The organism is Methanolobus sp. WCC1 (assembly GCF_045690315.1).
In the GTDB taxonomy this organism is placed as follows: Archaea; Halobacteriota; Methanosarcinia; order Methanosarcinales; family Methanosarcinaceae; genus Methanolobus; species Methanolobus tindarius.
On sequence record NZ_CP146979.1, the window covers coordinates 3,114,486 to 3,135,065 of the forward strand.

At 37.8% G+C, this 20,580-nt stretch carries 19 protein-coding genes; 8 read left to right on the top strand and 11 right to left on the bottom strand.

Annotated elements, in window-relative coordinates:
• The first annotated feature begins 32 nt into the window (after nucleotides 1-32).
• Complete coding sequence (locus V7O61_RS14780; RefSeq protein WP_407283186.1) at nucleotides 33-314, top strand: hypothetical protein; 282 nt, start codon at nucleotides 33-35, stop codon at nucleotides 312-314.
• Between the two features lie 35 nt (nucleotides 315-349).
• Here the strand turns inward: V7O61_RS14780 and V7O61_RS14785 are convergent, their stop codons facing one another.
• From V7O61_RS14785 to V7O61_RS14795, 3 genes are all read right to left on the bottom strand, one after another.
• Nucleotides 350-931 (bottom strand): hypothetical protein, encoded by a 582-nt coding sequence (locus V7O61_RS14785; RefSeq protein ID WP_407283185.1) that lies wholly within the window; start codon nucleotides 929-931, stop codon nucleotides 350-352.
• 53 nt (nucleotides 932-984) lie between these two features.
• The gene (locus V7O61_RS14790) at nucleotides 985-2,271 is read right to left on the bottom strand and encodes a hypothetical protein (RefSeq protein WP_407283184.1); all 1,287 of its coding nucleotides are present in this window, start codon (nucleotides 2,269-2,271) and stop codon (nucleotides 985-987) included.
• A 177-nt stretch (nucleotides 2,272-2,448) separates the two neighbouring features.
• Nucleotides 2,449-3,198: a winged helix-turn-helix transcriptional regulator gene (locus tag V7O61_RS14795; protein ID WP_048135273.1), complete on the bottom strand. Its 750-nt coding sequence runs from the start codon at nucleotides 3,196-3,198 to the stop codon at nucleotides 2,449-2,451.
• A gap of 278 nt (nucleotides 3,199-3,476) precedes the next feature.
• On the opposite strand from V7O61_RS14795, the gene V7O61_RS14800 reads away from it, so the two are divergent.
• Nucleotides 3,477-4,076, top strand: a complete 600-nt coding sequence (locus V7O61_RS14800) for a transglutaminase family protein (protein ID WP_407283183.1) — start codon at nucleotides 3,477-3,479, stop codon at nucleotides 4,074-4,076.
• Between the two features lie 28 nt (nucleotides 4,077-4,104).
• The gene (locus V7O61_RS14805) at nucleotides 4,105-4,464 is read left to right on the top strand and encodes a nuclear transport factor 2 family protein (RefSeq protein WP_407283182.1); all 360 of its coding nucleotides are present in this window, start codon (nucleotides 4,105-4,107) and stop codon (nucleotides 4,462-4,464) included.
• A gap of 43 nt (nucleotides 4,465-4,507) precedes the next feature.
• Here the strand turns inward: V7O61_RS14805 and V7O61_RS14810 are convergent, their stop codons facing one another.
• Nucleotides 4,508-4,810: a winged helix-turn-helix domain-containing protein gene (locus V7O61_RS14810; protein ID WP_407283181.1), complete on the bottom strand. Its 303-nt coding sequence runs from the start codon at nucleotides 4,808-4,810 to the stop codon at nucleotides 4,508-4,510.
• A gap of 248 nt (nucleotides 4,811-5,058) precedes the next feature.
• Between V7O61_RS14810 and V7O61_RS14815 the strand changes: the two genes are divergently transcribed.
• From V7O61_RS14815 to V7O61_RS14830, 4 genes are all read left to right on the top strand, one after another.
• Nucleotides 5,059-5,748 (top strand): ABC transporter ATP-binding protein, encoded by a 690-nt coding sequence (locus tag V7O61_RS14815; RefSeq protein ID WP_407283180.1) that lies wholly within the window; start codon nucleotides 5,059-5,061, stop codon nucleotides 5,746-5,748.
• Between the two features lie 3 nt (nucleotides 5,749-5,751).
• The gene (locus tag V7O61_RS14820) at nucleotides 5,752-7,008 is read left to right on the top strand and encodes a COG1361 S-layer family protein (protein WP_407283179.1); all 1,257 of its coding nucleotides are present in this window, start codon (nucleotides 5,752-5,754) and stop codon (nucleotides 7,006-7,008) included.
• 25 nt (nucleotides 7,009-7,033) lie between these two features.
• Complete coding sequence (locus tag V7O61_RS14825) at nucleotides 7,034-8,338, top strand: ABC transporter permease (protein WP_407283178.1); 1,305 nt, start codon at nucleotides 7,034-7,036, stop codon at nucleotides 8,336-8,338.
• Between the two features lie 106 nt (nucleotides 8,339-8,444).
• Nucleotides 8,445-9,743 (top strand): hypothetical protein, encoded by a 1,299-nt coding sequence (locus tag V7O61_RS14830; RefSeq protein WP_407283177.1) that lies wholly within the window; start codon nucleotides 8,445-8,447, stop codon nucleotides 9,741-9,743.
• A 50-nt stretch (nucleotides 9,744-9,793) separates the two neighbouring features.
• Here the strand turns inward: V7O61_RS14830 and V7O61_RS14835 are convergent, their stop codons facing one another.
• From V7O61_RS14835 to V7O61_RS14860, 6 genes are all read right to left on the bottom strand, one after another.
• Nucleotides 9,794-11,140 (bottom strand): TraB/GumN family protein, encoded by a 1,347-nt coding sequence (locus V7O61_RS14835; protein WP_084324051.1) that lies wholly within the window; start codon nucleotides 11,138-11,140, stop codon nucleotides 9,794-9,796.
• A gap of 106 nt (nucleotides 11,141-11,246) precedes the next feature.
• Nucleotides 11,247-12,338 (bottom strand): M50 family metallopeptidase, encoded by a 1,092-nt coding sequence (locus V7O61_RS14840; protein WP_023845203.1) that lies wholly within the window; start codon nucleotides 12,336-12,338, stop codon nucleotides 11,247-11,249.
• Between the two features lie 326 nt (nucleotides 12,339-12,664).
• A complete protein-coding gene (mfnA, locus tag V7O61_RS14845; protein ID WP_407283176.1) occupies nucleotides 12,665-13,858 on the bottom strand; it encodes a tyrosine decarboxylase MfnA in 1,194 nt (397 codons plus the stop codon).
• 161 nt (nucleotides 13,859-14,019) lie between these two features.
• Entirely contained in the window at nucleotides 14,020-14,718 is a 699-nt protein-coding gene (locus V7O61_RS14850; protein WP_023845205.1) for an ATPase domain-containing protein, read from the bottom strand.
• A 16-nt stretch (nucleotides 14,719-14,734) separates the two neighbouring features.
• Entirely contained in the window at nucleotides 14,735-15,937 is a 1,203-nt protein-coding gene (locus V7O61_RS14855) for a CheF family chemotaxis protein (protein WP_407283175.1), read from the bottom strand.
• A 44-nt stretch (nucleotides 15,938-15,981) separates the two neighbouring features.
• Entirely contained in the window at nucleotides 15,982-17,529 is a 1,548-nt protein-coding gene (locus tag V7O61_RS14860; protein WP_407283174.1) for a DUF835 domain-containing protein, read from the bottom strand.
• A 1,079-nt stretch (nucleotides 17,530-18,608) separates the two neighbouring features.
• Here V7O61_RS14860 and V7O61_RS14865 point away from each other — a divergent pair.
• Nucleotides 18,609-19,844, top strand: coding sequence for an ORC1-type DNA replication protein (locus V7O61_RS14865; protein ID WP_023845207.1), 1,236 nt, complete (start codon nucleotides 18,609-18,611; stop codon nucleotides 19,842-19,844).
• Nucleotides 19,845-19,947: 103 nt separating this feature from the next.
• On the opposite strand, the gene V7O61_RS14870 is transcribed toward V7O61_RS14865, so the two are convergent.
• Nucleotides 19,948-20,514 (bottom strand): signal peptidase I, encoded by a 567-nt coding sequence (locus V7O61_RS14870; protein WP_023845208.1) that lies wholly within the window; start codon nucleotides 20,512-20,514, stop codon nucleotides 19,948-19,950.
• Nucleotides 20,515-20,580 lie beyond the last annotated feature (66 nt).

Genomic DNA, 20,580 nt, shown 5'->3' on the forward strand with positions numbered 1-20,580 from the left:
TTAAGAACTGATTGAGAAAAGAAGTGGTACTAATGCCAATTGAGAAAAGAAAACTCGATGAAAATAAGGAAAATCCATATATTTCTATAGCAAAAGCAGTTGGATTGTTAGTTGTTGTATTTTTCCTGCTTTTTGCAGCCTTTTTTACGTGGAGTGCTTACAACCACATGTATTCAAAAGCAATTGATGCAATGTTATTAGACACTGCCTCTGATGATTTCATAATACTTACGAAACAGGAAATCAACAATTACCCAGCACTATTAAAAGGTAATGATTATTTTCTGATAAAATTTGATACTACCACCTCTTAAAAATAAGTTTACTCTTTCAACAGGAATTATTATTCTTATCCTGTCCACACCTGAACAACTGCACGAGTATCCATATCAATCAGGGCAGATATCGAACTATCCATCCAGGTTACACTAATCAGGGGTTTTCCGGTATAGAATTTCTCCGAGGTCTCTGGTAATATTTGTTTTACGAAAGGATCTCCGTTGGTATACATACCAGAACCCATAGCACTGGCAACTTCTTCGTTTTGAAGAGCAAGGCTAATAGCTTCAGACCGGACAGATTCAGGGATAGCTTCAAGGATATATCCGGTGATAATTATTTCATTGTCACTGTATACGAAATCATATCTATCCATATACTTTGAAGCTGATGTAGAGGCAGTAGCATGTATGTGGATTTTGTTATTCTTTTCTGATGTAGCGAGTGTTATGTTGTCATATTCTATACCCTGGTAAGGACTGACCAGCTGAGATATTCTTGCCTCGATTTTATCAGCATTAGAAGGAGGAGCCCCGGTCCATAGAAATTCATTAACAGAAGAAGAATTAGTAGAATTTGTCAGGGAAATAATACCTGCAAAGAGAAATATCATAACTACCAAAGCTATGGATATTTTAGACATACCAACCATGTATTTCACCTAAAAAGATAGACAGGACGTACCAATACGTCCATGTCTGGTATTTATTCCGAGTCCCCAATGGTTATCAAATAGTCAAACTCTTCTATATTAATCGGAAGAATGTTCAATGTCCATTCTCCAACAGCACCTGATGTTTCATATGTTTCCACATATGATTCCAGAGTTTCCTGATAAATTCCAGCACTATCGATTTCCCATGGAGGATAGGAGGAAGCTCCAAGACTTACAGTACCGCCATAAGTTGTTCTGATCAGCTTCAGTTCAACATTACCGGATCCATTTTCAAGTTCCAGGTCAAAGGAAGGATCTTCGGTTTCTGTTTCACTGCCTGTCCCCATCCATTTGTCATAATTGTAAACACTAGAGGACAACTCAATTGTGATAGGATCGTTGGTCTGAGTTGTAAATTTCTTAGCGTAAGGCTCAACAGGCTGGGTCCATACATCAAAGTTCAATGAAACTTCATCGTCCCATTCATCTATAGAAGGATCATCAATATTCAGATCAATATCCCCGTAATATGTGCCTCTTGCATCCTCAGGTACTTCAAGGTGTACATTGACTACAGCCGTTTCTCCGGCTTTGACGACAGATGGAGCAGTAATTTCCATTGCATCACTTTCAAATGCAAATCCACTTGTTCCATATCTACTGGAAAAACTCCATTGATCATCATCAAACTCAGGATCGATTTCAATATCATAGTCAGCTATGTTCTTAAGTGTGATCTCATAATCATATTCTTCTCCTGATTCGACACGGTCTCTTATGTATGATGTCTGTATCTGAATGTTTGGAGGAGTCCATACTTCGACATATAAGTACATAGCATTGATATATTGTGGATAGACGGAGTATGATTGCGGCATTGTATCGTCTGTGAAAGCAACACTAGCCCCGTAGTCTCCTATATCTGCGTCTTCAGGAATGTCCACTTTAATTGTAAATTCTACCTTTTCTTCCGGTTCCAAATCTTTGCTGGAAGGTGTTATGCTTACCCAGTTTTCATCAATGAGATTTTGTTGATATGCCGTAGGAACCATTTTTGGCTCAAGAGTGATTGTTTTATTATCTTTGTTGGTGACTGTTACGGAAATCTCATTATTGTCCCCTGGCTTTAAATCAATGTTTGAATAAGTCGGATTGATATTGAGTTTTGCAAAAGTTATATCCGAGTATAGTATTGCTTCATCACTGCCTTCGATTAATATCGTTTCTGATGTGGCATATGTTTCAATATCCGCACTGGCAACAGGTGAAAATGCCATTCCGATAAGTAGCATCGAAGCAATTAAACTGTATATTCGTATTCTTTCATTGTTGTACATATTTTCCTCCTCTTTGATCAGATCATTTTGTTTGTTGGTTTAAAATCTAAGAGCATTTTTAATTTTTATGTATATAATGCTATATTATTTTCAATGTTAGTATGCTTAATTGGTAGCCTACTTATAAAATAATTATGGCCATTGTCTAAAACTATGAAATAGATTTTTTATATATATCTAATAGTTTTCATCAAATAACAGAGAAGCTTGTGGATAGTATTTTTTGTATCGTCCATCCTTTTTGAACTCAATCAGGTCATCTTCATGGAGTGCTTTGATATGCCAGTGTACTGTACTTTTGTCAATGTTCAGGGTAGAGGATAATTCCTGCCCTGTGATACCCGGTCTTTCAGATATTATCTCAATTATTTTCCTGCGGTTCTTGTTCTTCCTGTGAAGATGAAGCAATTTTGCATCTTCCGTTTTTGAATAAGTGATATGAAAGAGGCCTTTTAACTTGCCTTTTTTAAATGTCTGTATTCGATTATCAGAGGACAGTTTCGAAAGATAATAACGTAAAGTACCTCTTTTCAAATCAAGGTCTTCAGATATCTCAGACTCCATACAACCAGGATTTTCAGCTATGTAAGAGGCAATTTCCTGCATTTTAGGATTGGTACCTCCTGTCAGTATTTTCCCAAGAAGAAGTGGAAGACATTTAAGTAGTGTTACCGTAGAAAATACAGCTCCACTTATGACAGATAGTTGTATCCATAAAGGCAGTTCCCAGAAAGTGATTTGCTTGTCTGGACCACTGTCATCAACTACATCACCTTCTTCAAGGGGCAAATGCCCCGGAGTGACAATATACTCGTGCTCATCACCACCACCAAATGGATGCAATAATGCAGAAGGATGATATAGATAGAAAAATGGACTTTTTTTAACACGGTAGCCATCATCACCATTTAAAGTGCAGACTGTCACTATCGTTCCAAAAATAATAATCAGGATTAATCCTGCTCTAACCAATGAACCAATTCTCATAATTTTCTAAGTTTGTCCAAATCTAACATTTTAGCATATAGTAATTGTCAACTAATTTCATCAAATATTATTAGAACTTTTTATATAGCTTGCCAAGAAAATTTCTTACCTGAATATGTTATTTATTTTTTATGGCCATATTGTCCAACTGTTCTCCACCCCAAACTTACCCGTGTATTTTTTCTCAAATAACAGAAATCTCTACATTAGATAAAATTATGACAGCAATGCAGGATTATCTGAAACCAACATCCATCATCAACTTTAACCACCCAGCCGTCTTTAAAAAAGCAAAAGAAATCGCCGGAAACAGTCAAAACCCAACAGAAATTGCCAGACTCTGCTTCGAGTTTGTCAGGGATGAGATTAAACACAGCTACGACTACCGTATGAATCCTGTCACCCTGAAAGGATCTGAAGTTCTTGAACACGAAACCGGATACTGCTATGCTAAAAGCCATCTCCTTGCAGCACTTCTCAGAGCAAACTCAATTCCGGCAGGTATCTGTTACCAGCGTCTGAGCAGGGAGGATAATTCAGAAGAAGGTCCATTCTGTTTACACGCTTTAAATGCAGTTTATCTGGAAAATATCGGATGGTACCGGATGGATGCAAGAGGAAACAAGGAAGGAGTAAACGCTCAGTTCAACCCACCTTATGAACAGCTTGCATATGAAATCAGGATCGAGGGCGAAGCTGATCTGCCGGAGATTTGGGCTGATCCACTTCCGGTTGTTGTTGAAGTATTGACTAAGTACAAGAGCTATGATGAAGTTTACGAGAACCTTCCGGATGTTCCGTTGATTAGTAAAAAATGAGAGTTACAGGTAAGTAAGGATTGAGATAATGCGTCCGAGAGAACTTATAGAAAAATGGGTCGAAGCCTTCAACAATGCAGACTTCGACGGACTTGGTGAAATGTATAGTGAGGATGCCGTAAACTATCAGGTTCCCGAAGAACCGGTTGAAGGTAGAGAAGCCATCAGAAAGATGTTCAAAGAAGAGTTTGCCAGAGCCGAGATGGTCTGCATAGTTGAGAATATCTTTGAGGACGGAGAGTGGGCAATTCTTGAGTGGAAAGACCCTCTTGGACTTCGTGGATGTGGATTTTTCCATGTTGTAAATGATAAGATAGTTTTTCAGAGGGGATACTGGGATAAATTGTCGTTTTTGAGACAGCATGGACTTCCGATACCCGAGGAATAGCTTGGAAAAAAGTTTTATCCTAACCGTATTTTTACTCAATCATTCACAGACCCAGATCATCAAGAAAAGAATCAAAATCCTCGCATTTGTCAAGGAAAATTCGGCCTTTATTCGTGATAGAATAACTTTTTCTACTATTTTTTAGCAAACTAACGCAAATAAGGTCTTTCTCCTCCAGTTCTTCTATATACTCCTCAAACATCTGGAAGGAAAGATTTGAAAGGCGCTGAACTTTTGTTGGACCTATCACATCATTAGATTCACGAATTACCTGAAGTATATCTCTTATTATTTCCAGCCGGCTTCTTTTCTGAAATAGCTTTGTTTTTTTAGATTTTAATCCCATCTTTGATTTCCTAAAAAGTAATACAGTCCTCCCCCAATGATTTACCAATTCAGTAAAACATTTCTGTATATGGCTATTGGAGAAATTGGATCCTAAATAGATAAAATTATCGATGTTATGATAGCTGACAAAAGTATGTAGTTAAGTTACCTATTTCAGCTACTTCCTACTCTTATAGATGCCAGTAATTACAGAAAGTCATGAAAAAAGCATTGATCTCATTTCGAGATGTTTGGAAAGTATACCAAATGGGAGAAGTGCAGATCAACGCACTGAAGAACATTAATTTTGATATTCAGCCCAATGAATTTACGGCTATAATAGGACCTTCCGGAAGTGGAAAATCCACCATGATGAACCTTGTCGGCTGCCTTGATAAACCTTCCAGAGGTGAAATACTATTGAACTCAAGGAACATATCCCATATGGACGAATCAGATCTTTCCAGGCTGAGGGGAAAAACAATTGGATTTGTATTCCAGCAATACAACCTGATACCTGGAATAACAGCCCTGGAAAATGTACTTCTTCCATTGGAAATACAGGAAATCGATGACGATAAAGCTCTCAGGACGGCAAAAGAAGTCCTCAAGCTTATGGGTCTTTCAGACAAATTGGACAATCTTCCAAGCCAGCTCTCTGGAGGACAGCAGCAGCGAGTTTCAATTGCCAGGTCTCTTGCCTGTGATCCTGAACTTATTCTTGCAGATGAACCCACAGGAGCGCTGGACAGCCAGACAGGTATTGACGTTATGAACATACTCTACAAACTCTGGAAAGAGGAAGGCAAGACTGTGGTAATGGTTACCCACGATATGAATCTGGCTCAGTATGCCAGAAGACACATAATTCTGAAAGATGGAATAATCGTAGGTGATGAAATAAACAAGCAGCCAATGAATCCGGGCATTGATGATAATGATTTTAAGAAGTGGTAAAAAATGAATTCTAAATGTATAAGGAAAACCCTGCTATTCCTTGTTATCCTGATATTATGTGGACCAAATACCCTGGCTTTAAGTACTACAGATCTTGGACTAACAGTTGATATTCTAAACCAGGACCCTGACCCGGTAAAACCAGGTGAGGTTCTCGAGGTGAGCTTTTCTATCCAGAATACAGGCACAGAAGAAGTAGAAAATGTTATTGTAGAACTGGTGCCTAAGTATCCTTTTTCTGAGATTTCGGGACAAAGCCTGAAAAATAACATCGGCACCTTAGGAAAGCGTTACGTGGACGAAAGAAGCAAGACTGTAAAATTTGAAATACTTGTTGATAACAACATCAATGCAGGCCAGTATCCTCTTGAAGTTATGGTCTATGAACTGGGCAACAGGGACAGTATTTGTATCTCACAGGAATTTGATATTGACGTAGACAGTGAATCTAATGCCGAGATAGAATCCATCAGTCTTGAAAAACTGGTACCGGGAAAAAAAACAAACCTGAGCTTTGTTATAAAAAATGTAGGGAATTCTCCTCTTAAAAATGCAATGTTCTCTTGGGAAAGCACAAGCGACCTCATACTTCCGGTTGGTTCAAGCAACGTAAAATACATCAATTTCATAGATGTACAGGACAATGCAACAGTTAATTTTGAGGTACTCACAAACGTCAACACAATTCCGGGACTTTATAAACTGGATATGAAGCTTACCTATGACGATGTAGAGGAACTGCAAACCATAACCGAAGCAGGAACTGTAGAGAACCAAAAACGTAAGACCATTGAAAGCAAGGCAGGTATCTACATCGGCGGGACAACGGATTTTGATATTGTTTTCCTTGAACAGACAATGAATGGGGATTACTCATTTTCGGTTTCAAATATCGGAAATAATAAGGCCAGTTCAGTAACTGTTTCTATTCCCAACCAGGAAGGGTGGAACGTAAAAGGCGGATCGAATTCCGTAGTCCTTGGTACTCTACAGAAAGGAGACTATACAATTGCAGATTTCGGGCTGACTCCTGATACGTATGATGAATTCCTTCCCCTGAAATTCCAGATAGCTTATACTTCAAGCGACGGTGAAAGAGAATCACAGGACAGGGAACTGTCTGTTTTTGCATCCGAGCCTGTTGTTATACAACAATCAATTCAAAGAGGGCAAAGCGAGAAGTCTGGTAGCTGGCTGTTCCCGGTAACTATACTTGTACTAATCGTCGGTTTTGTGATATACAGGAAGAAAAAACAGTGATCTATCTCTGAATCGGGGATTACAAATGAAACCTGTTAAGATATTCAAAGTATCACTGAACATGGTAAAACATAACAAACTCCGAAGCTGGCTTACCATAATAGGAGTTGTTATCGGAATCGCATCCGTTATGACAGTTGTTACCATGGGAGATTATTTCCATGACCAAGTGACTAAGACACTTGAACAACTGGAAACTGATACCATTTCCATATATGCCTACACGTCTCATGGTTTTTTTTACGAAGAGGAAGTAGGCATTCAGGACTCAGACCTTCAGGTTGAAAATGAATATATAGAGGACACAGATTCTAATTTTGAAGGGAAACTAACAAAAAAAGACATCTATACACTTAAAAAAATACCGGAAATCGAATATATTGATGTTGTAGTTGAAAATTATGCCATGCTAGACACCGGTTTTATTCAGATGGACGTGCGTCTTAAGGGAGTTGACCCTGGAGTGTGGGGTGAGCTCAATGCAGAAAAAATCGCAGAGGGTCGTTCACTGATAGCAGAAGACAGGAACGCAATAGTTATCACTCATTCACTTGCTAACGAAGAATTCAAGGACAGAAAAATAAGAGTTAACCAGATGGTTCTTCTCAACAATAAATCATACAGAGTTGCAGGAATCCTTGAAGAACAGGAAGGAGGACTTTTCGGAGGATGGGGAGATGGTACTATTATTTACATGCCATATGAAGAAGTATATAGAGTTGATTCCGAAAACACCGGTTACAAAAAAGAGAAAGATGTATATGATTCAATTGAAGTGACACTTTATGAAGGCTACGATGAAAGAACTGTAATTGATAAAATGGATCAGGAACTTCAATTAGCCAGGAGAGTGGATGAAGACTCTAAAGATTTTGATATTTATGCAAATCTTGATGGTATCGAAAATGCAAACAAAATCATCACCGGATTGACAGCATTTCTTTCATTAATTGCCGGTATTTCGTTGCTTGTTGGTTCCGTAGGTATTGCTAACAGCATGTTCACTTCTGTACTTGAAAAGACGAAGGAAATAGGCATTATGAAGGCTATCGGTGCCAGAAATCAAGAAATACTGCTGATATTTCTCTGTAATGCTGCTCTAATTGGACTGGTCGGAGGGATTATTGGCATCATTATTGGCACCGTTGTAGTTCAGCTTATTATTCTTGGAATATCAATGTACATGGAGATTCCATTCGAATTTACCCTGAGTATAAAAGCAACAATATTTGCAACATTAGTTTCGATCATAGTCGGATTGATAGCTGGATATATGCCTGCAAAAAGTGCATCGAAGCTAAATCCTGTTGATGCTTTGAGATACGAATAAAATCGTATCAAATTCTGTTATTACTTTTTGAGATTTTTTGGTTTTTGGATGTTATGCTTAATAGCAGAAACAATCTATACTAATATAGAAAATGGTTACAAGACAATTGGACAAACTCAGCAAAATCCTGAAAAATACACCGCTTAATGCATTCGCTGGCTGGACAATGGTCATGTTTCTGACACTGCTTGGAATAGGGAACTTCATCTACGGCAGGTTCATGTGGACCATATTGATCGCCTTTGTCATAGGCATAATAATAATACCTGCCATCAGGATGCGTAAACTCTCAGTTATGCCATCGTGGTATTTTATCTTCCTGGCAATCCTGCCAATAGTAGGGAGTTCCACAGCATGGTACTTCTTTTCTACCAGTATACCGTTTTACATTTCAGTGGCAACCATTTCACTACTTGTAGCTGCTGAAATCAACTGGTTCACCTCAGTTAAGATGACCTACAAATTTGCCATATTGCTGGTTATCGTCACAACACTTGCAATATCAGGACTGTGGCATCTTGTTGAATGGCTGCTGGACATTTATTTTGGAACCAGCTACCTCCTTGGTGATATTTCACCTGATGCTATTAATGATGCTGTGATGTACCAATTCATCTATGCCACAATAGCCGGGGTTGCAGCAGGGGCTTTATTCGGATGGTATTTCAGGTCATCCAATAATACAGATCTTGTTGAGGTTCCAACTTATTTTTCGGTAGAAACAGATGATTATGTCACACACAGACCACCTGCCCCCATACGCAAACTTCTTGGAATTTCCGATAAAACACAGGTTTTAGCAGCCAGAATACTGCAGGGTGGACTTGTACTACTGCTACTGTTTGGAATCTTAAGAAGGGACTTATCCACCACAGTGAATGCAACAACCGGACTTATCCTCACTTTTGTACCTCATATAATCACACGCAAATATAACATCAAACAGGATACAGGAGTAGTACTCTGGCTCACTTTGGCTATCTTTCTGCACACCATTGGGACTTTTGAATTCTATGACTACATTGACAACTGGGACCATGTAACCCATGCACTTTCAGCAAGTGTGGTTGCAGCTGCCGGATATACCCTGATAAGAGCCATCGACATTTACGTCGATGAAATTTACATACCTCCCAGAGTGCTCTTCATTTTCATCCTCATCTTCGTACTTGCAATGGGAGTAGTCTGGGAAATTATCGAGTTTTTAAGCGATGTGTTTACATCAACACTTGGATTTGATGCCATACTTGCCCAGCATGGAATTGGAGATACAATGCTGGATCTCATGTTCGATCTTTTTGGAGCTGTACTTGCAGCAACCTGGGGAACTGCCTATCTCTCAAATATATCCTACATGCTTGCAGCTAAGTTTGATGAAATGGGAAAACTCAAAAAACAAGTGTAAAAACAAATGTAAAAAAGAAAGTAAAAAGGGATTAAAAATGGTTTACTTTTTTAACCCAGTCCAAGAGCTGCAAATCCGGCACTTATTCCATTGCGGATAAGTTCCTGAGGATCGATTCCTGTAACCTGAATCATTACATAAACACCAAGGAAAGTACCGATCATACTTCCAAGATTTGCAAGAGCTGCAACCATTACCACACGGAAAAGGTTGTTCTTCATCATATCCTCAGTTGTTTCGATCTCAACAAGCTCTTTGAAATTATCAGTTGTTGGTGGGCGGTATTTTGCTTCGGTCAGACCTGCAAACCATCCTGCTGCCATCATCGGGTTAAGGGATGTGAGCCATGCAACAGAAAACGCGGTCATAACTGAGTATGGATGACCTCTTGCAAGTATTGCTCCTGCAGCACTGAGAACACCATTTATAATGAACCACCATGCAAATGCAATTGCAAGTGTTTCCAGTGGAACACCGGAAAGAATCAGTAATGCAAATGTTCCAAGAGCAAGTGCAACCACCAGAACACCGAAAAGCTTCATGATGCTGAATTTCTTCTTCGGAGCTTCAACTCCATAGTTAATTCTTGGAATTGACTTTGGGTTCTCAAGATAGCGCTGGATACCAGCCCTGTGGCCAGCTCCTATAACGGCTACGATCTTCTTATTGCCGCCAATGGCAGCTTTAACAAGATTATTAGCCATGTATGCATCTCTTTCATCAATGAGAACTTTGACAGCATTTGGAGATGTGTCCCTGAATTCCTCAACCAGCATGGAAACCATATCCTGATTGGTAATTGTGTCCATGTCGATATCCTGAGTGCCACCAATACCTAAAACAGCAGCAATAAGTCCACCGAGCATCTTCAGTTTCTCGAAAAAGCCCATCTTGCTCCAGAAACGCTGGAGGGTTACCTGAACATTCCTGTCAATGAGTAGAACCTGTGCACCACTGGCTTCAGCAGCCTCTATAGCACTAATCATCTCAGCACCAGGCTGTACACCCATCTCATCAGCGAATTTCTTCTGGATATGAGCCAGCAGCATGTGAACAAGATAGAAATAAACCTTGCCTTCCTTGAGAAGCTCCTTTACCGGAATGTCCGAATTCTGAACATTACCTTTAAGAGCCTCATACCTTGCATGGCAGAGTTCAACTGCAACTATGTCCGGTTTTTCACGCTCAATAGTCTCATTAACTTCCCTGACACTTTTTTCAGAGACGTGGGCTGTTCCCACAAGAATTATCTCGCTGGGCCTACCAGTATTTTCAGTTTCACCTTCAGATGCAGGTTTTTCAGAAATATCATCTTTGATGACCTCTTTTATAATCTGGATCTCAGAAGGCCCTGAACTGGAAAACGATGAACTCCCCGGATATTCCTCAGAATACATCTCATCATTTGTTGATGTGTAACTGTAATCCGAAGAGTTTTCCTGGGAATCACTTAAATTATCATGTTTCAATGTAGATCCTCTTTAAAACTTTAGAACTACCTGCTCACTCGGTCAATAACATCAGTGATCTCATAAGATCAGTTCTTGAGAGGATGCCTGTAACATTACCGTCATCCACTACCAGAATACGCCCTATATTATTGATTGTCATTATCTTGAATGCTTCTGCCGCACTGGAACTTGATGGCAGTGTTACGACATCTTTAGTCATAACATCGGATACAAGAACCGCATATCTTTCATGTGGCATTACATTTCGTATGTCTGTAAACGTTACAATCCCTTTTAAAGAATTGCTTTTTATTACAGGGTATCCCAGATGTTTGTTCTCAAACATAAAATGTGAGAGATCCTCAACTGTCATCTCCGGTTCAACTGATATTACTTCTTTGGACATGACATCAGCAACCTTGTAATTCTCAAGACCAACAGTAACAGTTGTTGATTTGTCCTCTTCTGAAGCGCCCATATATACAAAAAATGCTATCAAAAGCAGCCACAGGTTTGAAACTACACCAACGAGGGCCATCAGGAAAGCAAACATCTTTCCAACTGATGCGGCGTAGTGAGTGGCCTTTACATAGCTCATCCTCTTTGCAAACATAGATCTTAGAATTCTTCCACCATCCATAGGGAAAGCCGGAATCAGATTGAAGATTGCCAGTATTATGTTTATAGTAGCAAGGATGCTTACCATAAGGAAGATCCAGGTATTACTATAAGTTGGGACATAAGCAGAAGCAACCACATTTAGTCCCAGAAGAACGAAACCTATTATCAGACTTACAAGAGGACCTGCAAATGCCATCTTAAATTCCTGTGATGGTTCTCTTGGAATTTCTTCCATGGATGAGACGCCACCCAGTAACATCAGTGTTATATCTTTTATTTCAACACCATAGCCTTTAGCTATGTATGAGTGACCAAGTTCGTGGAGCAGTACACAGACAAATAGTAATATGGTCGTTAAAAGTGAGAGACCGTATGTCATTACAGGCGAACCAATATCCGCAAAACCATAAGGTTGTGGGTTTGTTGCGAATACAAGTGCAAAAATGGGAAGAATAAACAGAAAAGTGATATGCACTTTTATGGGTATTCCCATGATGCTCCCGATCTTATATGAAGAATTCATGACAGTATTTTAGATGGGTTAATATTTAGTTTTAACTTATTTATGAGAATAAGCACAATATTTTTCCTTAACCTCGTTCCTGAAAATATTCTGAGAAATATTTCTGAATACTTTCACCCCGCTTGGCTCAGGAGTATAAGTAACAAACACATACTAGAATTTAGAACAGGCAAGATGAACACACGCCTTACACGCTTCAAGGCCAGGTGTCATCAAGCCTCATCCCCTCAACTTTTATTTTCAACTTTTTTCATTTTCATTATTTCCTCTCTTTTTCGTTTTATTTTTTTATTCTAAAAACTTAAAAAGGGGAAATATAGAGGAGGTCAAAGCGTGTCGAGGACTTTTTTTAGGTCAGCAACAAAAGAGTCTATCATCTCAAAACTGACATGAGGCATAATAACAAGACGAAGTCCATGTGGGTTCTGGGTTATGGAAACCTGCCAGTTAAATTCCTTTGCCAGCTTGCTTCTGACAAGGTCACATTCTGGGACTTCCAGTGCAACTACGTTCATAACTGGTTTGATAAGAAGATGAATATCCAACTCCGCAAGTTTATCCAGAAGATAATCAGTAAGCTCCATACATCTGGAGACTGTTTTCCTGTAACCTTCTTTTCCAAGATAGTTCATAACAGCATAAGTTGCTGCAACTGCGGCTCCACTTCTTGTTCCTGTCAGTGTGTACTGTGTGGAAACAGTAAGATACGGAGTATCCGCCTTAAGACTTTCAAGCTGATGAGAATCACGGAAAAGAAGAACTCCTGCCGGGATTGTGCTCAGACCCATTTTATGAGGATCGATTGCTATGGATGTTACTCCTGGCAATTTAAAATCAAAATCAAACTCACAGGAAGTTTTCATAAAAGGAAGGACAAAACCTCCGAATGCCGCATCAACATGCAGGAAAATATTTTTTTCAAGAGCAATATCTGAGAGTTCTTTTATCGGGTCGACCTGGCCGAACTCTGTTGAACCTGCAATTGCAACCAGGCCAATTGTGTTCTCATCAATTAATGACTTTACAGATTCAACCGAAACTTTTAGTTCATCATCAAGACTTGCTTTCCTAAGCTCGACATCAAGAATGTCCGAAACCTTATCGAAAGAAAAATGAGCTGAATCAGGAACCACCAGATTTGGTCGTGAACATTTATTATGAGTTTTTTTATTGCTGTTTACAGATTTCTGGTACTCCGGACTCTGTAAAAAGAGATTTCTCATTGAACGAATTGCCTGAATATTAGATTCAGTGCCGCCTGTTGTCATATAGCCTACAGCATCGGCTTTATGGAGCAAATCCCCAAGTGACCCCAAAATTTCTTTCTCGAGATTATAAGTTCCTCTGAATAGACCGAAGTCACCCATATTCGATTCTATGAACTGCATGTGCGCTTGGACAGCTATTTTATGCGGATAAGTACACATGGAACTCAGTACGCGTTCGTATTTCAGGTCCTTACCTTTAGAATCACTTAAGATGCTACGTATTTCCTCTTCAGATAGGCCGGTTTCGTTCATTTGCTATATGAATAAAAGAAGATGCTTAAAACAATTGTGTTACGAAACAGCAAATATAATTATTTAAGGAATTGTTTAAGAATTCGTTGTTAAAATCTTTCAAAAAGAGGTTATTCAAAAATAACAAAAAATAAAAAAAGAGAAGGTATAGAAAGGGAAGATCAGGAAACACCTTTGTATATTTTAAGACCTTCATCGGAAACTGTAACCACCCAGGGATCCATACTATGGGTTGTAGCACGCATTTTAAGAACTCTTATGAAACGATAAGACACATTTTGCTTTGAAGCTATTCCAAGCTCAATTATCCCATCTGTAAGATAACCTTCTATACCTGATTGTGACTGGTGTGTATCAAGGGTATTGAAATTCTCGAATATGATAAAGGAGGTAAGGTTCTCACGGCGAAGAGGCTCGAAAAGATGATACAGACGTTTACGCATTTCATCATCACTCTCTTCCATAAGAGAATACAATGCACCCAGGGAATCCAGTGCAACACAGGAAAATTTGTCACCCCACTTTCTTTTATACTGCATTATCTGGGTCTCAATTGTAGCAACAAGATCCTGTGTGTATTCATCAAACTGCAACCGGTAATCGCTATAATCAAGGATACCAAGTCTCTCTGTGAGATTTACTCCCATATGCTCCATGTTTCTGATGTGGTTAGCCTTGCTTTCTTCAAGAGTTATATACAATCCATACTCATCAGCACCTTCCAGGTATTTTGAAAGAATAGAGAACGTCAGTCCTGATTTTAGAGTACCTGGGGCACCGGTAATCAGAACAACACTATTTCTTGGTATATCAGTCTGGAAAACCTTGTTCAATCCCTCAATCGTATCTATGAATCTCATTTACATCACCTTTTCATCACAATAATTTATCCATCATCTTTTTCTTAGCATATTCCATTTCAAATTCCCTGAGCCTGTCAGATTCCACAAAACCGGTCAAAGAAGAATCTGTTAATTTCGAACTCATGTTGTCTCTTATCATCTTAATTGCCTTGGGGGTCAGGGTAAGATCATCTTCAATAAGTTCTGTCTGCACCATATATTCAAGTTTTGAAGATACAGCAAAAGGTTCAATGGAACACAGGTAAGCCAGATCTTTTTTATCTTTAACTCCAATATAAATAGCATTGACAAGTTTATATACAGAATTATATTCACTATTCAGAATATCAAAAAGAGCAAAAGTAATTGTATCTTCAATAGAGTCAAGAGTAACTTCAACATCATGCTCAGTGTTCATTTTCAGATTTGAACCTGACTCTGAAATTTCAATGCTGACTTTTTCCAGGTGTTTCAGTGGAAGAAATTTCCAGAGATGTTCGGTATTCACATGACCTATCAATGAAGAAATATCATATTTCCAGGAAACTTTGTTCATATTTTCAGTAGCCTTGAAACTTGTAGTGTTGCTCCAGCTTTTTGCTATCTGCTTGAAAGATTTGCTAAGATCTTTTCCAATGGTACCTTCGCCTTTCCCTTTAAGATCTTCAACCATTGCAAATCCTTTGGAAGTGACAAGAGCAAATTCATCAACAAATTTTTTCTTTTTAAGTACTGCGAATGCATGTTTCAAAAGAATCTTATCCTTATCGAAAATAGGAAGGAGTACATCCATATCGCTTATTCCTGAAGAAAGCAGGAACAATAATCTTACCTGTTCAGGACTTAGTTGCTCATATTCTGCATCTGCGCTGAAACCCAGATATGAAAGCAGATAGGATTTTATTTTTTCAATATCATTTTTGTCTCCGGTAAAGATCATAGAAGAAGTCACATAACCTGTACCAAACATTGAGAGTTTTTTGTAATCCACGACAATATAATGAGAATGACGACTGGAAGCCATTATCCTGTTTTCTATGGTTTTTGGTAGTTTCCGGTTTACAAGTTCTATTGATTTTAAAGGAATAGTGTCCCAATCGTTTCCATTTGAAAGCCACAATTCCTGCTCACTTATGCCTACTTTACCGCGTGTCCACTGAGAATCAGAAATAGTTATATTAGTAACAAGCTGAGGAATACCCACTATAAAGTCAAGTTCAACTTCAGAGTATTCCATGACAGATTACCTCTTGTCTTATTTTACAACTGTTTTTAGTTAATTCATTCTCCGGCATCTTCCACACTGCTTTTAATATGTTTCATCCAGCGGGTCATTAAGTGAAAATCCTTTTGTTCAAGGGTTAAAGAATCAACATGAATAACCATGCTGGATGTTGAGCTCATAACCGAATCGTTTACTTCCTCAACGGCTTTTATAACAGATTTAATGTCATTGTCAAGAGCTAAATATTCTAGGCCATCCAGAAATACGACTCCACGATCAACTTTTTCTATAAAATTATAAATTGCAGGCTGCAACTTGTAAAGCTCACTGGAATTTATGTACGGTTGTCCAGATTCCTGATTTTTTGTTAACCAGATAAAAGGAGTTTTTAACAGACCATATTCTGCTCTTATTCTTTCAGGATTCTGTCTTGTTATACAAAGACCTGGTATACCGCTTTTGACCATATTTGCAAACATCGTGTAACTTTCGTCTGATTCAATTCCATCCTTGTAATAAATGTGACCAGCTTCAAGTTCCATATATTTTGAATTGATGTCAATATCCGATATTTCTTCCTGCAAAGGATCAAAAAAGAGACTTCGAAGATCGGAAATATTCTGGAAAGTAATTACAGCTCTTTCATCCATGCCTTCTTTTGTCACAATTGATTGTGAAACATTAGCCATTAAAGAAGTTCCGTCTTTTGTGATGAATTCAAGCACTTTAGACTTTGTAGATCCTCTTTTGAATTTTTCCGGCTTTTTCAGTAAATTCAAAAAAGAAACACCAATCAACTCATCAAATTCAAAACCTAAAGCATCAAGAGCTCTCTGGTTTATTGTTATAATTCTCATGTCATTATCCAGAGACAAAGTTGCTATAGGTGAGAGCTCCATAAGGTTATGAATAAATTCATAGGTCTGGACAAGTTCATCCCTTGATATTTTCAATGTTTCTTCAGAAATCACATGTTCTGTGACGTCACGCATTAGGGTGACGATTCCTTCCATATTTTCTTGTGAATCAAAAATCACTGTTTTTGTTACTTCAATGAATTTCTTCTCTCCTTCCTGATCAATGAAATCCATTGTTTCACGTATAGTTTCACCTGTGGTGATAGCTTCCTGATCAAGCTCAAAAAATTTGTCTGCAATATTTTGTGGAAAAAGTTGTTTATCTGTTTTACCTGTAATTTCAGAGCTGGAAAGATTGGTAAATTTTTCAAATGCTTTATTGCAGATTACAGCCTGTCCCAATTTGTTTTTAAAATACACTACCGATGGAATTGATCTTACCAACGAATCAAAAGTAATATGAGTTTGCTCATCTTCATTCTGAAAACTGCAAAAAAAGTTTGAACTTTCAAATCTGGCAAATTCTGTAATATAACTTAAATCTCCAGTATTTAAATCTCCGGTTGAACTATAATTAAAAGATGATTGCAGACAAATGTATTTGTCTTTCTGATCCAGATAGGCATTATATCCGAATGAATCATCTTTACGTGAAATAGTTTCAGGACAATTTTCACAGGGATTTGATTTTCCAAATATCTGAAAACATTTTTTTGTTTTTTCTTCTCCGGGATTAAAACCTGACAATATTAATCCAGCATGATTTAAAAAAAGAATATTGTAATTCTTATCATATATACCAATTAAATGAGGAAATGAATTTAATAATGATTTAAGTATTAGATTATTTTCTATATCTGTTTCTATAGATCCTAGTTTTGACTGGATTGTTGCATTTTCGGTTTCAACTAACATTACCCTTGTCACCACACAGTTTCTATTAAGACTATATTTCTTTTATTCTATATATCTATTTATAGAAAAATAAAATTATTTTAAGACTGTTTATCGATGATATAATTTAATGGATGATATTTAATTTGACAAAGTCAAGTATCGGATTTTAAATATTGATATTTCTTTCTTAGGTTTTAACAGATTTTTAAATAAGATAGTCACCCCATGGTTTCCACTGGAGTTTGGTTTTTGAATTCCGGATTTTTTGAGATTTTTATTAAATCAATTTTATTAATGAGTGCAACCCCATGATTTCTACTGGAGTTTTTAAATTTCATTCTATTTTTGGAAATTCAATCAACTTTATACCAACTTCATATGTTTTTAAGTTTAATTATTAAATTAATCTTAAAAAATTTAATTAAAATTAACTTAAACTTAAGAAAAGCTTATATAGTAATATATTGATACATACACTGCCATCTTTTTTTATTAAATTTTAAAAAAGATAGTCATATCTTTTTTCTTGGCTTCCAGACGAAATCATAGGGTCACTGTCTTTTATAAACCTTCCAGTTGAAACAAAGGGGTTTACTTCCATATGAAACTCTTTTCTTTATATCCTTTTGAGTTTGCGAATCGTTAACAAAGTATATTGATGCTTTTTTTCGTTCATGTTTGTTATTTTATATAAATCTCCAATTGAAACAAAGGGGTCTAAACCATAAACATTAATAACCACCACTTCCATTGTATCCTTTGGAATTGAGAGAGGAAATCCAGTCAATCATTTCAAGTTAACAATTTGTTTCCCAGTTTTATATTAAGATCCAAATTGATTTTGATTTGTTTTTGATTGGTAGTTCTTATCCATAACAACAGATGTTTGAGTACAGTTTGTAAGTTAAAGGATAGGGTGAAATAAGTAAATGCAAAGTAAATCATTAGATGGCCTGTTCCAGGAATTACTGGAAAATGAACCTATTTTTAAAAACAAAGAGGTTTTAAGACATTCATACACTCCTGATTCGCTTGTCCACCGTGACGATCAAATCAATAGCCTTGCTTCTATTCTTGTTTCAGCACTCAGGGGAGATACACCTTCTAACATTCTTATTTACGGAAAAACAGGTACAGGAAAAACAGCTGTTACAAGACATGTTGGAATTGAGCTTGAAAGAAAAGGCGAGTCCCTGGGGCTTTCATGCAAAGTTGTCTACCTTAATTGTGAAGTAATCGACACGCAGTATAGACTTCTTGCAAATCTCACAAGACAGTTTGGTGAAGACGTCCCGATGACCGGATGGCCTACTGACCAGGTCTTCTTCAAATTCAAGGAAACAATCGATAATGAAAGACAGGTTGTTATTATTATTCTGGACGAAATTGATAAGCTGATAAAAAAAGGCGATGATGTCCTTTACAATCTTTCAAGAATCAACACAGATCTTGAAAAAGCAAAAGTCAGTATGATTGGCGTTTCCAACGACCTCAAATTTACAGAATTCCTTGATCCAAGAGTAAAGAGTTCACTTGGAGAAGAAGAAATTATTTTCCCACCATACGATGCTGATCAGATTAGTGATATCCTGCATGAGAGAGCCCAGATTGCTTACAAGCCAGATGCACTGGATGAAATGGTTATTCCGCTTTGTGCTGCTTTTGCAGCTCAGGAACATGGTGATGCAAGACGTGCTCTTGATCTTCTCAGGGTTGCAGGGGAAATTGCAGAAAGAGAGAACAAATCGCGTGTTGAGGAACAGCATGTAAAAGGCGCTCAGGAAAAGATTGAGATTGATCGCGTCATCGAAGTTGTGCGCACGCTTCCCACACAATCAAAGCTTGCACTCTACAGTGTAATGCTTCTGAGAAACAATGGTTACAAGAATGTTACAACCGGAGAAGTCTACAATGTGTATCGTCAGCTCTGTCTTCAGGTGGATATGGATATTTTAACACAGCGCAGGGTAACGGATCTCATGTCAGAGCTTGATATGCTTGGTATTGTCAATGCAGTTGTCGTCAGCAAAGGAAGATACGGCAGGACAAAAGAAATAGTATTAAGTGTCCCTATAAACAGTACGAAAAAAGTATTGTTTGAGGATTACAGGCTTAAACCACTTGAGTTCTTCAAACCTGTTCTCACAACACAGTTGCATCTTTAAACTTAAATTCAGGTTTAAAGATTACAACTTTTTTATTCTTAACTTTTAAAATCTAATTTTTGTATTTCAATTTGCAGCTTTCTAGCATTTGGCTTTATTTTAGTCAGAAACCAGGAAGTAGCAGTCTCAGATATCCAATATATGGAACTCTGTAACGTGCAACGCCAATTACCCAGTCTTCCTTAACAGGCATCAGGTAACTGACTTGTCCCTGTTGATCATAGTATTTGTTGGTAATCTGGTTGTCACCTTTTGTAATGTAACCGGCATAAGGCGCAGCAGGACCACCATCCCACATAGGCTCTCCTTCTTCAACGTAATACATAGCCCTGTGAATAATCGGGGTCACACCTTCCTGTCCGTATGGTTTATAAAGTATTACATTACCGTATTTTTCGAAGGTAGTGTAATTATCGTTATTCATGCCTTCTTCATAAGTGACAATTTCAGTCCTGTCGATACTCTGGATGAATATGATATCACCGATATTCATATGTGGTTCCATGCTTCCGGATTCCACTGCAACCATAGGTGTCCACATACCGAAAACAATCTGAGAGAAAGTTGCAAATACCAATACGGCTAACAGAACAGTCAGAATGTCCCGGGCAAGCGAAACAAAGAAATTGTCACTTTCTTTGAAAACATGGTAGGTTTCTTTTAAATTCATATTCTTACCTGTCTTCCGTCCAAATCAATGAAAGAATCTATTAATGAGTATGGAATATAATTGCAA